16 protein-coding genes are annotated in these 15,576 nt (G+C 43.2%); 2 read left to right on the forward strand and 14 right to left on the reverse strand.

Features of this window, described 5'->3' with window-relative positions:
* Nucleotides 1–58 precede the first annotated feature (58 nt).
* The 4 genes from BN587_RS08655 to BN587_RS08670 all read right to left on the reverse strand — a co-directional run bounded on the left by BN587_RS08655 (nt 59) and on the right by BN587_RS08670 (nt 3,875).
* Nucleotides 59–1,288 carry a GNAT family N-acetyltransferase gene (locus BN587_RS08655; RefSeq protein WP_021720727.1) on the reverse strand — a complete coding sequence of 410 codons (1,230 nt, stop codon included), beginning with the start codon at nt 1,286–1,288 and terminating at the stop codon, nt 59–61.
* A gap of 8 nt (nt 1,289–1,296) precedes the next feature.
* Nucleotides 1,297–2,142: a DUF2156 domain-containing protein gene (locus tag BN587_RS08660; RefSeq protein ID WP_303684944.1), complete on the reverse strand. Its 846-nt coding sequence runs from the start codon at nt 2,140–2,142 to the stop codon at nt 1,297–1,299.
* A gap of 349 nt (nt 2,143–2,491) precedes the next feature.
* Nucleotides 2,492–2,998 (reverse strand): hypothetical protein, encoded by a 507-nt coding sequence (locus tag BN587_RS08665; RefSeq protein ID WP_021720729.1) that lies wholly within the window; start codon nt 2,996–2,998, stop codon nt 2,492–2,494.
* Nucleotides 2,991–3,875, reverse strand: a complete 885-nt coding sequence (locus tag BN587_RS08670; protein WP_021720730.1) for an aminotransferase class IV — start codon at nt 3,873–3,875, stop codon at nt 2,991–2,993. The genes BN587_RS08665 and BN587_RS08670 overlap by 8 nt, the downstream gene beginning before the upstream one ends.
* Nucleotides 3,876–4,082: 207 nt before the next feature.
* Here BN587_RS08670 and BN587_RS08675 point away from each other — a divergent pair, with 207 nt between their 5' ends.
* Nucleotides 4,083–6,386 carry a cation:proton antiporter gene (locus BN587_RS08675; protein WP_021720731.1) on the forward strand — a complete coding sequence of 768 codons (2,304 nt, stop codon included), beginning with the start codon at nt 4,083–4,085 and terminating at the stop codon, nt 6,384–6,386.
* Nucleotides 6,387–6,442: 56 nt separating this feature from the next.
* On the opposite strand, the gene BN587_RS08680 is transcribed toward BN587_RS08675, so the two are convergent.
* Together BN587_RS08680 and BN587_RS08685 are read right to left on the reverse strand one after the other, a co-directional pair.
* Nucleotides 6,443–7,429 (reverse strand): type IV pilus twitching motility protein PilT, encoded by a 987-nt coding sequence (locus BN587_RS08680; protein WP_021720732.1) that lies wholly within the window; start codon nt 7,427–7,429, stop codon nt 6,443–6,445.
* Nucleotides 7,422–8,600, reverse strand: coding sequence for a GspE/PulE family protein (locus tag BN587_RS08685; protein ID WP_021720733.1), 1,179 nt, complete (start codon nt 8,598–8,600; stop codon nt 7,422–7,424). The genes BN587_RS08680 and BN587_RS08685 overlap by 8 nt, the downstream gene beginning before the upstream one ends.
* A gap of 197 nt (nt 8,601–8,797) precedes the next feature.
* Here BN587_RS08685 and BN587_RS08690 point away from each other — a divergent pair, with 197 nt between their 5' ends.
* Nucleotides 8,798–9,880, forward strand: coding sequence for a type II secretion system protein GspD (locus BN587_RS08690; RefSeq protein ID WP_021720734.1), 1,083 nt, complete (start codon nt 8,798–8,800; stop codon nt 9,878–9,880).
* 221 nt (nt 9,881–10,101) lie between these two features.
* Here the strand turns inward: BN587_RS08690 and BN587_RS11465 are convergent, their stop codons facing one another.
* From BN587_RS11465 to BN587_RS08730, 8 genes are all read right to left on the reverse strand, one after another.
* Complete coding sequence (locus tag BN587_RS11465; protein WP_021720735.1) at nt 10,102–10,674, reverse strand: GNAT family N-acetyltransferase; 573 nt, start codon at nt 10,672–10,674, stop codon at nt 10,102–10,104.
* Nucleotides 10,667–12,028, reverse strand: a complete 1,362-nt coding sequence (locus BN587_RS08700) for a radical SAM/SPASM domain-containing protein (protein WP_021720736.1) — start codon at nt 12,026–12,028, stop codon at nt 10,667–10,669. Before BN587_RS08700 ends, BN587_RS11465 begins: the two co-directional genes overlap by 8 nt.
* 13 nt (nt 12,029–12,041) lie before the next feature.
* Nucleotides 12,042–12,305: a hypothetical protein gene (locus tag BN587_RS08705; RefSeq protein ID WP_044484671.1), complete on the reverse strand. Its 264-nt coding sequence runs from the start codon at nt 12,303–12,305 to the stop codon at nt 12,042–12,044.
* A gap of 5 nt (nt 12,306–12,310) precedes the next feature.
* The gene (locus tag BN587_RS11470) at nt 12,311–12,625 is read right to left on the reverse strand and encodes a hypothetical protein (RefSeq protein WP_021720737.1); all 315 of its coding nucleotides are present in this window, start codon (nt 12,623–12,625) and stop codon (nt 12,311–12,313) included.
* 175 nt (nt 12,626–12,800) lie between these two features.
* Nucleotides 12,801–13,712 carry a radical SAM protein gene (locus tag BN587_RS08715; RefSeq protein ID WP_021720738.1) on the reverse strand — a complete coding sequence of 304 codons (912 nt, stop codon included), beginning with the start codon at nt 13,710–13,712 and terminating at the stop codon, nt 12,801–12,803.
* 26 nt (nt 13,713–13,738) lie between these two features.
* On the reverse strand, nt 13,739–14,194 hold the full coding sequence (locus BN587_RS08720) for a hypothetical protein (RefSeq protein ID WP_021720739.1): 456 nt from the start codon (nt 14,192–14,194) through the stop codon (nt 13,739–13,741).
* Between the two features lie 22 nt (nt 14,195–14,216).
* The gene (locus BN587_RS08725; RefSeq protein WP_049897209.1) at nt 14,217–14,825 is read right to left on the reverse strand and encodes a L,D-transpeptidase; all 609 of its coding nucleotides are present in this window, start codon (nt 14,823–14,825) and stop codon (nt 14,217–14,219) included.
* Between the two features lie 14 nt (nt 14,826–14,839).
* Complete coding sequence (locus BN587_RS08730; RefSeq protein ID WP_021720741.1) at nt 14,840–15,556, reverse strand: N-acetylmuramoyl-L-alanine amidase; 717 nt, start codon at nt 15,554–15,556, stop codon at nt 14,840–14,842.
* Nucleotides 15,557–15,576 lie beyond the last annotated feature (20 nt).

Consider the following 15,576-nt stretch of genomic DNA (forward strand, 5'->3'; position numbering starts at 1 on the left):
GCATGGGTTTTTCTGTTGAAAAACAGGCTGTCGTTTTCTTCCGACAGCCTGCATAGCTTTAAAAATATTCGTTATTGTACGTGCGACATTTTGGGAAAAGCTCGTCGAGCAGCTGCAGCTTCTGCACATCATTGCACTTGATGCGCCCTGCCTCCCACAGTTCACTGGCACTGAAGGCACCGAAGTAAAGCTGGGTAAAGGTGCCCATATCCATGGTAACCTCTTCCTGCTCCAGCGTGCTGACTGCCTCCAGCTTGCCCGGTGACGTGCGCAGCTGCAGCAGATGATTATTGCGCTCAATTATCTTATCCGTAAGCAACACAACAACACTGCCGCTGCTCATATCTTCTGCTACCGGCAGCTTGGCGAGCGCCGCGCGCGCATCAAGACAGCGCGCCATCATAAACGGCTGCAGCCTGCCTGTAAGCGCTTGGTCCGCAAAGTCCAGATATGTTTTATCCCACGGCTCCGCCAGCCAGCAAAGCTCCTGCGCTTCACTCCTGTGTCCTGCGGCATATTGCAGCAGACGGTTCTTCGCCGCAGCGTTCTGCGTAAGCAGCTCCTGCACGTTGAATTTGCCGTCATTCAGCGAGTAAAGCATATAGCCCACTGCTGCCCCCGCACGATAGACAACAGCGCACAAAACATTTTCCTGCGTAATTACAGACAATAGCTTGCGCCATTGGAACGCAGTGCGCTGCGGTACGCCGTTCCATGCCGCAGTAACGCTTGCGTAAACGTCGGTCAAAGGATTGCAAGACTGCATTTCTGCATCTTCCTCCTTTAAAGATTGCAGCAAGGAAACTAAGTCCAGACGTTCTACCGACAGGTCATCACCTATTGCAGCAGGCTGAAGCTTTGCCAAAGGCATTTTATATTCATGACGATAATAGCAATAAGCAAATTCGTACGGCAGATAAATTCCGGCGCTTATAGGCATCAGCGTCACAAAAGGAAACCCCTGTGAACGCAGCACCTCAAAGGCAGTTTCCAAAAGCGGACGCAAAAGGTGCTGCCCGCGTGCTTCCGGAGCGGTGGCAATTCCTACAAGATACGGCACCAGCATCTCCTGCCCGCGCAAGCGCAGCATATAGGGATTTACATGCAGCATCGTGCGCAGCTTTTCTTCCTCGCCGACTTTATCAAAGCCACCGATAACCATATTATCCTTACCGCAGTACTGCTCAAAATAGTACTGAAAGAAAGGCTCTGTCTTTTTTTCAAAGCAATAGTCCCAAAGCTCCTCTGCCTGGTACATACGCTCCTTGCTCAAAACACGGTAAATCATAAGCTACCTCACCCAATAATTACATTATATTTTTTCACCATAAATTCCGGATGCAGCGCCATTTTTGCCTCACGCAGACCGGGATGTCCCATATCCTCCTCGCGGTTGAGATATTTTACATCCGTCCAGGCATGAGCGGCGAACTCCTTGGTAATAGCAGTATACAGGCCGCGTACATCATGACGCGCCTTTTCTACATGCAGCACCGCTGTATCCTCGTTAATCTTCTTGCCAAAGCTGAAGGCCTGAATTTTACCGTTGAAACGGATTGCACCGCCGCGCAGCTCCAGCTGCTCGAAGCTCAGGAAGGCCTCCTGGATAGCATATTTTTCGCACAGCAGCGAAGGATCCTCTGCCATATGCTCATCACACCAGCGCTCGCCGAAGTTCAGGCATTCCATCATATTATCCATGGTAATCGGCTCATAAACAAAATCCGGATGCGCCTTGACGAAGGCATTATAGTGATTTTTCTGCCCGTGCAGCTTACGGCCGGAAAGTGTTGCCAGCTTTTCCTGCAGATATACATAATCCCAGTTGTCGCGGTCTTCTTCATATGTCAGACCCGGCATCACGCGCTCAAAGCGCTCCTTGGTAAAATCATAGATACCATGCATTTCAAACGGTTTGCCCTGATGCTCCTCCTTCAGCTCCTGCATCAGACGCGGCAAATCCTCATCGCGTCCGCCAAAAGGCTGAATGTAGAAATCAACGTTGTTGCGTTTAACCTTCAGCAAAAGGAAATCGTGCGCTACGCACCAATAAATATGATAGCAGTCACGCCAGATAAAAAGATTGGAAAAGGCACATTCGCTGCCATTTTGATGTGATTTTGATATATAGCTTTCAAACAAAGGCTTTTGTGCCAATGTTACAGGTTTAAATTCTAAAATACTGATAACCCCCTAAAAAACTCATTACTGCTTGTATATTATAGCATATGAAATATAGCTTGCGTCATTGTAATTGCATTTTTAACATTAACTTCACAAAATAGATAACTACTATCCATTACCTATATTATAATATGCTGTTTCAGCTTTTCTGTAAAGTATGCACAAAAAAGTGCTTCAGTTACCAAAAGGTTACTGAACATTCTTAAGCATAAGCACAAAATAACCGCTCAGCTTTTATACTGGCGGTTATCTTAGCTATCGAACAATTCGACACGCATAAACTCGTTATATTATTACAAAGTCTTGCTTAATTAAACTGACACAGGCGCTTTTTGACCTGCTCTGCCAGCAAAATACCGGCAACAGCCGTCAGCAGCTGCGGTACGCTCATCGCAAACATAACAGTCTTGCGCAGCGCAGGATTCGGCAGCGCCAAAAAGCTGACTACCACCCAGGCTGCCAGCAACATAACGATTGCCTTCGCCAACGGCGGTACACATAAAGACAGCTTGCGACTGCCCTTAAACTGACGCACAAGCAGCACAAAGATAAAATTGCCCAGCCAGATTACGGGAATCAGAAACGGCAGCAGCACCTGCCCCTGCACGTAAGCAGTCAGCGGCAGCAGAAACGCCAGCAGCAGCGCTGTCTTCAGGCCGCTCAGCTGCAGCGTCAGCACCAGCATCATATGCACCAAAGTACCGATGATAAACGTAGAAAGCAGCTGCGGCATCGGCAGCACCAGACGCAGCGATTGCAGCGCCAACGCCAAGGCCACCAGCAGCGCGCCCCGCACCAGCTTGCTGTTATTCATGCTTAGCAGGGCATTCCTTAGCTACAAATGCCATGTATGCGTCCTGCAGCTTTTGTGTCAGCTCGCCAACCTTGCCGTCAGCAACGAAGCTGCGGTCAATTTTGGTAACAGGCATAAATTCGCACCGCGGTCCGCAGAGGAAGGCTTCGTCTGCTTTGAGTGCGAAATCCTTGTCAAAGGCTCTTTCGATAATCTGCAGATCCAGGTCTTTGGACAGGCGTTCCATCAGCAGACGGCGGGTAATGTTTTTATGAATAAAGTTGTTTTCGGGATGAGTCCACAGAATGCCGTCTTTATAAATGAAGAAGCTTGCTTCCGTGCTTTCGGTAATTTTGCCGTCGCGAACAAACAGGGAATCAAAAGCATTGCCGATAACAGCCTTCTGTTTAGCCATTACCTCCGGCAGACGGTTCAGAGTATTGATATCGCAGCGCGCCCAACGTACGTCCTCAACAGTGATAACATTTACGCCCTTAGCGCGTTTTTGTGCCAGTGCCTCGCGGTCAACCGGTACAGCATACATAGTCAGATGCGGAATGCTCTGCTCCGGATAGGACAGGGCATAAGCACCGCTGCCACGGGTTACCTGAGTATAGATTTCGCAGTCCTGCAGACCGGTTGCGGCCAGCAGGCTTTCATGGAACTCTACCAGCTCTTCAATCATGTAAACGCCGGGGATTTTTACTGCGATTACGGAATCAAATAAATTGTTCATATGCGGCAGCAAAGCAAAGCAACGGCCGTTATAAACCGGTACAATTTCAAAAACACCATCGCCGAAATTATGGCCACGGTCGTTGACGTCAATAAACGCTTCAGCTTCCGGCATAATCTCGCCATCTACCAAAACTAATTTTTCTTGTTGATTTTCGTTCATCTTTATTCCTCCAAATGCGATTGTCACAATAAATTAACATAATAAAGCATTATTTATGCAATAATTCCAGTCAAAAATATTGTATAATATATATTGAGATTATTTGTTTTGCAGTCTGCAGGGCTTGTAAAAAGCTAATGACTACATTGCAATTATTATACACCATTTAAAGCCACTTTGGCAAAAAATATCGCAAAGGAGATTCCCATGACTCATCTGCCTACTATTATTAATGATTTAGCAATGATTTTGCTTGTAGCCGGCGTCACGACTATTCTTTTCAAAAAAATCAATCAGCCGTTGGTGCTTGGTTACATTGTTGCCGGCTTCATCACCGGTCCGCACTTCAACTTCTTCCCGACGATTACCGATAAAGCCAACGTCCACGCCTGGTCCGAAATCGGCGTTATCTTCCTGCTGTTCGCGCTGGGACTGGAGTTCAGCTTTTACAAGCTGAAAAGCGTAGGCAGTACAGCCTTCATCGCCACTGCGGTAGAAATAGGAGGCATGCTGGCCGTTGGCTACTTCGCCGGTACGCTGCTGGGCTGGAATCATATGGACAGTCTCTTTTTAGGCGGTATGCTTTCTATGTCCTCCACTACAATTATCATCAAGGCCTTTGATGACTTAAAGCTCAGAGCGCAGCGCTTTACGGAAATCGTTTTCGGCGTACTGATTATTGAAGATATCGCCGGTATCGTGATGATGGTGCTGCTTGCAACCATGGCTGTAGCCAGCGCAGATGTTTCCACGATGGAGCTGCTGCTCAGCATCGGACGCTTGATTTTCTTCCTCGTTTTATGGTTTGTTCTGGGTATGTACCTTGTCCCCAGCTTCTTTAAATGGGCTAAACAGCTGATGAACGAAGAAACTCTGGTTGTTGTTTCCATCGGCCTGTGCCTTGGTATGGTAGTGCTGGCAACTCAGCTCGGCTTCTCCTCCGCTTTGGGTGCATTCATCATGGGCTCCTTGATTGCCGAAGCGCCTAACGCAGAAAAAATCGAGCACCTTGTTGCTCCTATCAAGGATTTGTTCGGCGCCGTCTTTTTCGTATCCGTCGGCATGATGGTAGATCCCGCTATCCTGCTGGAGCAGGCACTGCCTATTTTCGTGCTGGTAGTAGCAACAATTATCGGCAAGCTGATTTTCTCCACCGGCGGCGTGCTGGCCTCCGGCCAGAGCCTCAACACCTCTGTACACTGCGGCTTCAGCCTGGCACAGATCGGTGAATTCTCCTTTATTATCGCTTCCCTCGGCATGAGCCTCGGCGTAATCAGCAGCTTTTTATATCCGATTATCGTAGCGGTATCCGTAATCACTACCTTTACCACACCCTTCTGCATCATGGCAGCCGAGCCCTTTTACCAGCTGGTGCTGAAGCTACTGCCGCCTCAGGCTAAAAGCTGGCTTGACCGTTACACCGGCACCAATACTGACGATGACAAGGATCAGGACTGGAAGAATCTGCTGACAGGTTACACCATGCGTATGCTGATTTTCATCACCCTGCTGGCAGCCATTGCCTTGGGTGCGGAATATTATCTGCTGCCTTATTTGAGCAACACCTTAAAACTGCCGTACAGCAGACTGCTGACCGCCGCTGCCACCTTTATCATCATGTCACCGATTTTGCGTGCTGTGCTCGTCAACCGCGCCGGTAATGGTGATTTATTCTCCAAGCTCTGGTTTAAAAAGCGTGCTAACCATCTGCCGCTGATGTTCCTGGTATTCGGCAAGCTGCTTGTAGCATCTGCTTCGCTGTACTTCATCTTCCACACTCTGTTGAATCTGCACGGCTTCCTGGCCTGCGTTTCTGTCCTGCTGGCAGCGTACTTCATCTCCTCCTCCGACTGGCTGATGAGCGAATATCTGCGCATCGAATCACGCTTTTTGGTAAACCTAAACGAAAAGCACATGCGCAAGCATCGTGAAAGTGCTCCCGATGACAGCCGTACCTGGTTCGACGAGGATTTGCAGCTAGTTTATTACGATTTGCAAAACGACTCCTCTATAATCGGCAAAACTCTGCGCAGTCTTGGTTTCCGTGAAAGCTATGGCTGCAACGTTCTGCAGCTTTTGGGCAGCAACCGCACTGTTGATATGCCCGGCGGTGAGCAGGTAGTCGAGCAGGGAGATAAGCTGCTGCTCATCGGCACCGCCAGCCAGCTGCAGGTTTTTGATGCTGCTGTAAGGCAGCGCAGCTTAGGCCTGGAACGCTGCGATTTGCCGCAAAGCCTGCGTGAATTCATGCTGGATAACCACCAAAATAAACCGGAACAGCAATTCCTCTCACTGGCGATTACTATCGACAAGCATTCGCCTATTTTGGGAACCTCACTGAAGGCTGCGGATTTGCGCAACAAGTGGAGCTGTCTTGTTGTCGGTCTGGAGCGTGGCGCCTTTACGATTACCAACCCCCACGTTTCACTTGTTTTCGAAGAAAACGACCTGCTCTGGGTATTGGGCAAGCAAAAGATGATGAACACTTTAATCAGAGAAGAAATTCTGTAATACCGTTTTACAGTATATCTGTATATATTAAGCCGCTGCTTTTCGCAGCGGCTTTTTTATGCGATTATTCCACGCAGCTGCAAGGCCTTCACTGCGTCCTCCATCGTCTGCATGCCGTAGCGCGCGCCGGTCTGCAAATAGGACTGCAGCTGGTGCGTACGCCCCTCACGAATAAGATTGCGCATGGCAGGCGTTGCAACGAGCACCTCAAAGGCTGCTGCTCTGCCTGCTCTGTCGCAACGGGGCAAAAGCCTCTGGCAGCAAATTCCCAGCAGGCAGTCTGCCAGCTGCGTACACACATGCTGTCTGTCCGGCAGCACGTCAAGAATGCGGTTCACCGTACCGGCAGCATCCTGCGTGTGCAGCGTTGCCAAAACAAGATGACCTGTTTCCGCCGCCGTCAGCGCTATACCGATTGTTTCTGCATCTCTGAGCTCACCTACTAAAATAACATCCGGGTCCTGCCTGAGCGCGCTGCGCAGACCGCTGGCAAAGCTCCTTGTGTCGCGCCCTACCTCGCGCTGGTTAATCAGCGCCAGGCCAGCAGGATAAACATATTCTATCGGGTCCTCCAGCGTCATGATATGCACAGCGCGCGTTTGATTTATCTGCTGTACCAGCGAAGCAAGCGTTGTGCTTTTGCCGCTTCCTGTGGCACCTGTAACGAGCAGCAGACCGCTGCTGCTGCCCGCAAGCTGGCTGACAATTTGCGGCAGGCCCAGGCTGCGGCAGTCAGGAATTTCGTGCGGCAGCAGGCGAATTGCCGCTGCATAGCCATTGCCAAGACGATATACATTAAGGCGGCAGCGCTTCTGCGTACTGTCGCTAAAAGCTGTATCCACCTCGCCATTTTGCAATAGCTGTCGCTTTTCCTGCTCCGGCAGTAAGGCAAGTAATGCTACCTCCAGCTTTTCCCGTGAAATCACTGTGTTTGCTAAAGACTGCAGACTTCCGTCCAAGCGCACCATCGGCACACTCGCAGGCGTAAGATGTAAGTCACTGGCTCCCATTCTGCGTGCCTGCACAACAAGCTCATCAAGCATAAGCTGCCTCCCCGGTGATACCGACGCGCCACAATTCTTCAACAGTTGTTGCCCCCTGCAGTACCTTCGCTACTCCGTCTGCATATAGACTGCGCCACCCCTGCCTGCGCGCCTCCTGCAAAAGCTCTGCTTCATCAGCGCCGTTCAGCAAAAGCTGCTGCATGCGTTTATCCACCGTAACCAGCTCATGCAGCGCTAAACGCCCCTGATAGCCTGTACCATGACAATGCTCGCAACCATGGGCCTGCACCACCTCCAGCCTTTCATCCGCCCTGCGCCCCAGGTACTGCAGCTCCGCTGCAGTTGCGAAGCGCCGCTCGCCGCAAAAGCGGCAGGGGCGGCGCAGCAAACGCTGTGCCAGCACTCCGCGCAGTGCAGCCGCCAGCAGATAATCGGCAATCCCCATATCCAGCAGACGATAAACTGCCCCGATAGCATCATTCGTATGCAGCGTACTCAGTACTAAATGTCCGGTCAGCGCCGCATGTACCGCCATCGCCGCCGTTTCCTCATCCCTGATTTCGCCAAGCATAATCACATCCGGGTCCTGACGTACAATAGAACGCAAGCCTGCGGCAAAGGTAAGTCCGCTTCTGCGATTTACGGCCACCTGATTAATCCCCGCCAGCTTATATTCCACCGGATCCTCCAAGGTGATAATATTATTGGCCGCCGCATCAAGCTCCTGCAGCGTCGCATAAAGCGTTGTCGTTTTGCCGCTGCCCGTAGGCCCGGTCAAAAGCACCAAGCCATTTGGCTGATGAAAAAGCTGGCGGTAGCGTTGTAAATTGCTATCGCTGAACTGCAGCTGCTCCAGCGATAGAAGATTATCCTGTCGCTGCAAAAAGCGTATTGCCAGCTTTTCGCCGTTGACGGTCGGCAGGCTGGACAGACGCAAATCAACCTCAGTGTCGATATATTTAAGGAGCATGCGTCCGTCCTGCGGCACTCTTTTTTCAGCAATATCCATGCCGCTCCACACCTTTAGCTGCGTCAGCAGCGTGCTTTGCTGGGCGCGTGGCAGCACGCACAGCTGCTGCAGCAGGCCATCTACACGAATGCGCACGCGCACTCCCTGTTCATCAGGCTCGATATGCATATCACTCGCCCCCTGCGCCAGGGCCAGGTGCAGTAAATCCTCTGCCAGTTTATTATTACGTAAGCCTTCCATTGCATCACCTCATTTTTCTTATGTTGAATTTTATTGTAGCACAAAAAAAGCGAAATGCAATATGACAATTTTAAATTTTCTCTATTTTCACAATTTTCTCTTGAAATTATTTCCTGCCTGCGTTACAATGAAACATGAATTTTATTAAACGCAATCGTTATCTTTTTCTTAACAGATAACACCGAAAGGAGCTCATTATGCTAAAACGCTTTTTCCCGTTAATACTCAGCAGTCTGCTGCTCACTTTAACTATTCCCTGCAACGCCCAAAGCACTCTCATCAATCCCTTTGTGCCCTCTCCCGCCGCCACAATAAGCAAACCACCTGCAGCAAACATTCCCGCAGCACCACCGCCAGTCTGCGAACGACTGGCCTGCTATCCCCTGAGCTATGCCAGAGCCAAGGACGTGCAGGAAGCGTTGACGCCACACTTCGGCACCAAGCTAGGGCTGGATACTATCACCAACAGCCTCATCCTTTTGGGAGATGAGCAAAACCACGCACGCTTAAGGCAGCTGCTGCCCAAGCTGGATATAGCAACAAGACAGGTAACGCTGGAAGCCAAAATCATTGCCGTCAGCCGCGAGGACAGTAAAAACCTGGGCGTGCGCTGGGACTGGGATACTATTCCCCAGCGCGCGCAGGAAACGAACAATGGTGACAGCGACAGCAGCAATTATGACGGCAGCTTCAAATTTTGGCGTGGCTTTTCCTTCCGCTTCAACGCTACGCTAAACGCTCTCATCAATAGCGGTAAGGCGCGCATTTTAGCAACGCCGCGCATCATCACCATCCCCGGCAAGGAGGCCAGCATTTTTATCGGTGACCATATCCCTGTGCAGACCGAAAAGCACGACAGCAGCGGCAGCTACACGGCAACAGAATACCTGGACGCGGGCATCAAGCTGCAATACGCGCCTATCATCAGCGAAGACGGCAAAATGGTGACCGCCAGCGTCCACACCGAGGTGAGCACGCCTGTGCTTATCAGCGAGCTGAAAAATTACCGCATCACCAGTCGTACTGCTGACACCAACGTGCGCATGTACAGCGGCGAAACGCTGGTTATCGGCGGATTGATCAGCGAGGAACAGCAGCGTACTATGCAGAAGGTGCCCTTTTTGAGCAAGATTCCTCTGTTGGGCGAGCTGTTTAAAAACCGTTCACGTTCGCACAGCAAGACGGAGGTTCTGCTGCTTTTAACGCCGCACATTACGGAAGCAGGCGCTTCGCCGGCGATTTATAACGAGGGGCTGAAGAAGGAGGAAGGGAACAACTAACTAATATAGATAAAACTATACTGCTGTATATTTTAAAGGTGATTATGATAAAATTACAACAGAGGAGGGTATTGCAATGACAAAATAAAATTGATATTAGACCGCCGTTGGCGGTCTTTTTTGTATAAGCGTGTTTTAAATGTTGCTTGTTTGACACTTCCTGTGCAAAAAAACTGTAAGCTTAGCCTTATGACGAAAAATAGCCAATGCTGTTGTGTAATCTAATCAACTGCTTTCCTATTAATAATCATTTTTATCTTTTTTTGTTTAAAAAAAAAGTCTTTATATAATGCATAGGTTAATAAACTATGATATTGCCCATTGTAATATCTATGTTTCTTCAGTTCTCCCTCCAAGCTGAAACCTGTATTTTCAACAATATGTCGTGATTTTAAATTAAATCCATATACTTCAGCATATATTTTTCTCAAACTATATCTAGAAAAGAGATAATTTATAAATAATATGCCTGCTTCCGCTATAGCATAAAGTGAATTATTATTCTCGTCACTTGAAATACTCATATAAATATATCCATTTGATGGATTATAATTATATGTATAAAGATAACCTATAACTTCTCCAGTACTACGCTTCTTAACCATAAAAAATATATGGTAATGATTCTTTAACTGCTTATCAAAATAATCAATGTATTTTTCAAAAGAAATCAATTTCATATTTTCGCTAAAATAAGTAAGTCTATTTAAGTCTATTTCTATATTATAAATATCTCTTATATACTGACTTGAAAATGGTAATAGTTCACAAAATTTACCAGTAATTTTATTCATCATTATCCTCTTTGAAAACATCTTTTAAGTTATCATTTAATATATCTTCTACGATTAGCATATATAATTTCTTATTTATCCTGCATCCAATTTCATCTACGCCACTAGTCGTTTTAGCATACCTAATGGCAGATGTACACCCCCCTTTACAATAATACCACCACGGACAATCATCACATTTTATATTATATTTTCTTTGGAAATATTTTTTTTCATGAGTTGATTCAAGTAACATATCAATCAAATCTCTGCCACTATAGATACTTCCTATCTTTTCTTCTTCATAATCAACCATTTCACAAGGATATATATCGCCGTTACTTGAAAACGAGATCATTCTATACCCACCTTGACATCCGCTTGACAAGCAAATATTACTATTATTTCTATATAGCAAATTCTTTATTCTTTGCTGTATATTAGATTCAATAATTTTCTGATTCTTAATTCTGTATTTTTTTATGGTGTTATATAGTCGATAGACAAATTCTTCAATTTCTGCATCACTAAATTGGGCATAGGAATCTTTAAAATCAGAATTATGTACTAAGTTTAATTTTAAATTATTTATTTTAAATACTTCAGCTATGGTTTCAACTGTAGAATCTATACATTCAATCCCTTTTTGAGTTACAACGCTAATAGAAGAAATATCCTTAATATTGTTTTTGTGTAAGATTTGTATATTTTTTAAAATTAAGTTAAAATCACATGTTTTGCTTTGTCTCTGCTTATTATGTAAATATTCATTTCCATCTATACTAATTCCAATTTGCACGTTATTGTTTTTTATAAATTTGATTATTTCTTCATTTAATATACTACCGTTTGTTTCAATTGTCATATTAACATTAATTCCAAATTTGGTAATTCGATTGTAACAATAAATTATTTTTTTATATGCCAGTAATGGTTCTCCTCCCCATGGTTGAACAGTAATTCTACTTATTCTATATTTCTTGCAATAATCTACAATAAAATCGCAAATATCGTCAAGATGGTCTACCGTTATCTCCCTATTATTTTTTAAATCACGAAAGCAATATATACAATTGAAATTGCACATATTAGTAAAATCTATCAAGAAAAATGTAGGTAAACAGTTCAATTTTACCTTTGTCGATTTCTTATCTTTAACAATAAAGTTTCTTTGAATAAATTTTGAAAACAAATTTTCATCTATTCTAGTAAGCCAGTCATTTACAAAATCATCGATTAACGATTTGTCCAATAATATTGTGGTCCCCTGATTTTGGTTTACTAAAAATACCTTATTTTTAGAGATCATCGCAAAACTTTTTGTAAAAACATATCCATCAGACAAAATTTTATTATCAATAACTTTTATTTCCATAATTAAACCTCTATTATTCAATAATTCCTGCCTGATATGCTATTGAAATCCAATCATCTGGATACTTTTCTAACAAAATTTCTCTTACATATTCCCGTAGTTCATTATAAGAATGACCTTGTTTTAGGTATCTAATTATCTTTGGGTTTTTCAACTCTATTCTTACAGCAACGTTTTTTATATAATTATATATTAATATATCAGAATCCCTATAATATATATTTATATATGGTGACAAATAATACTTTTTTATATTGTTTTGATTAAACACTAACATAAACTTTACTTCCCATCTTTAGACCATCCACCATTTATCCAACTGCCACAATTTTTAGACCAACCACCATTAGTCCAAGAACCTCCGTCTTTACCTCCATTTGTCCAACCACCATTAGTCCAAGAACCTCCATCTTTACCTCCCTTCGTCCAACCACCATTAGTCCAAGAACCTCCATCTTTACCTCCATTTGTCCAGCCACCATTTATCCAAGAATAATATTCACCTGAACGACCATCAGCAATAAGCACACTATCAGATACGATACTTATAGTTACTGCTTTATTCATTTTTCTTGAAAATACACGCATTTTTTCCATTTTAAAACCTCCTCATATAATATGCTCATAAGTCAAAATCTCCACGCCAAAACGTAATAAAATATTGATTTCAACTAAGCATTTCATATCGATACAATATCCTTGTCTAATAAAGACGAAGAAAACTACGTCTGTCTACTAAGAACCACCTTTCGCGTACTACTGCTTTTTAAGCTTATAAAACTTTTATTGGTTTAATTAATTTATCACCATACAAATCAAATGCAGATTTATATGTTCCCATGCAATATTTTGACACATCGCAGTTTAGGCATAATTCACTAAAACACCCTATATCAGTTTTACTCTCCGAATAGTTATCATTAACAAACTTCGGTGATACGTAAATATTATATATGTTACTATTTGATAAATGGCAATATTTCCAATTAATAGGATCCAAATTACACAAAGGGATATTTATACAAGAAACTTTTCTTCTATGATTTATGTACTTCATATCGATATATTCTAAAGCGTCATCTAAAAAGGCATACATATTTCCTATTCTTAAAGCCTTGTTCCTTGAAACCTTATCCATTCCTAAAAAATCTATACCACTTATTTGGATATCAAAGGTTTCTGGAAAATTATCGTATACGAATTCAAAAAATCCCTTAATTCTATTATAGTTTTCTGGTGTAATGCAATGTTTTATAGTCACTTTAATTCCATAATCATTCAGGTACCTAATTCCAGAAATAGATCGCTTAAAACTTCCCTTACTATTGTTAACTCTTTCATGACGATATTCCTCATAATCGTGCAGGGTAGTTGTTAGTGATACATTACGAATATTAATTTTAGACAAGAATTGGTCACTAAAATCTATATCAGAAAATCTATCTCCATTGCTTAAAACCTTAACAAAATTATTTTTACTAAGAAAACTTATAATTTCTACAAAATGTGAATATAAAGTAGGCTCTCCACCTGAAATAACAAAGAGACAACTAGTTGTATCACAAAACTTTTTCATTATATCATTATAAGCAAGTTCCTCTTTCAATTTATCATCAGATAAGCAAGGACAACTAGTACACCTATGATTACATTTATACCCTAAAGCTAAATAAATTGTTTTCATATTTTTTCTCACTTATTACCATAATTTTACCAATAAGACTTTACCTTATGCGTTGCACTAACATACCAATAAGGATTACCTTCCATTCTAGCATTTCTTAGCCTAGCATATTTTAGCCAGGTTCCATTTCCATCATATGAAACTTCGATATAATAACGCTTATCAGGCTTTAAATTAATTTTAACTGTTTTACTGCTCATGATACGAGAAAATCTCTGCTTGCCATCTGCACTTTTAATCTTAATATTAAACTTTGGATAAATAGTTTTACTTTTTTCTTTTCCAAAAAGATTTAAATACTTTATTGTAACAGCATTATTTACTAAAGTAATAGATTCTGCGCCAGTTCGTTTCCAATCTGCTTGCGTCTGCACATTAATAGTAGCTGTATTCTTTCCACCGCTTGTAGCAGCTTCTGCAAATCCATTAATCCCTATTGCAAGAATTGTTGCTACCATAATTGACATTAATTTTCTCATCATAGTTTTTCATCTCCTTGATTGTCTACTCTTCAATAACCACTTTCATACCAACTTTAGCAAAAGCTTTAATCTTCTGAACATCATCATTCTTTAATCTTATACAACCTTCAGAAACTTTTTTACCAATCGAATCAGGATCATGAGTTCCGTGGATGCCTATACCTCCCCACTTACCTTTACTCAGCTCATTAGTATCTAAACTAATAAACCAAGGTCCATAAGCTCCTGTAATTTCTCCTTTACCATCCTTAAAATCATGAGTCCAACTAGAGGCATCAATTATTTCATCAATAGGAAAAATGCCTGACGGAGTCTTCATATCTCCTTCTTTTTCCTTTTGTCCACTATTTTTTCCTAAAGCACACGGATAAACTGCTACTACCTTTCCCATATCATCAATAGCATAAACCTCAAATTTGCTTTTAACGATCAAAATGAACCTATTATCCATTTTATACTTCTTTAATAAATTTTCATTAGTTTCATTTTTATCTTTCACTATCTCTGCCTTATTATCAGTATTGCCTCGTTGCGTATCAGCATCTCGCCCATCCCCATGATCAGCTGAACACCCGCCAATAAAAATAATTGAAAACACCAGTATCAATATATAAAGGACATACTTTTTCACGATCAACACTACTCCTAGTAAAATTTCAAATTCAAATCACTCAATCCTTGTTTTAATTTACCCATAAAAGCAGGACCAGGATCAATTTTTTCCGCATAATAATCTGGTACCTTCTCTATAAACAATCCGCTACTTTCTGCTTCATGTTGTTGATAATGTCCCCACACATACTTAATCTTAGAATACTTTGCCTGTAAATAGCGGATAATAGCAATGTTAGCCTTTACCTGTGCCTCTGTCAAATCTTCTTTTCCATCAACGCCGCCAACATTTTCAATACCAATAGCACACCAATTATAACCAATTGCATGCCTATTTAACGCTCTCTCCGGCGTCAACTGATAAATAGTGCCATCTCTATCAACCAAATAATGCGACGCAACATTTAAACGTCCGCCGCCATCATCTGGCATTGTCTCACTATAAAAATACTGATAAACAGATTCAGCATCATTAGATACAGTCCAGTGGGTAATTACAACTTGCGGAACAATACTAGTTATATCCTTTCCATAATGCATTTGCGCATATTCTTTGATAAGCTGCTCTCGTTGTTCCGTCCATTTTATAGGTTTATGTACAACTTCCAACTTAGGTAATTCCCGCATTACTTGCTCTTGAACAGCAGTCTTTGGAGCAACTTCTTTTTCAGTATTTTCTTCTGCTCCCAAACAACCTAAATTAGTCCAGCAAAGCAAAAGTAACAAAGATAATGTTAAATATTTACTCATCTACTAAGCCTCCAGCAATG

This window comes from Phascolarctobacterium succinatutens CAG:287, from assembly GCF_000434895.1.
Lineage (GTDB): Bacteria > Bacillota > Negativicutes > Acidaminococcales > Acidaminococcaceae > Phascolarctobacterium_A > Phascolarctobacterium_A succinatutens_A.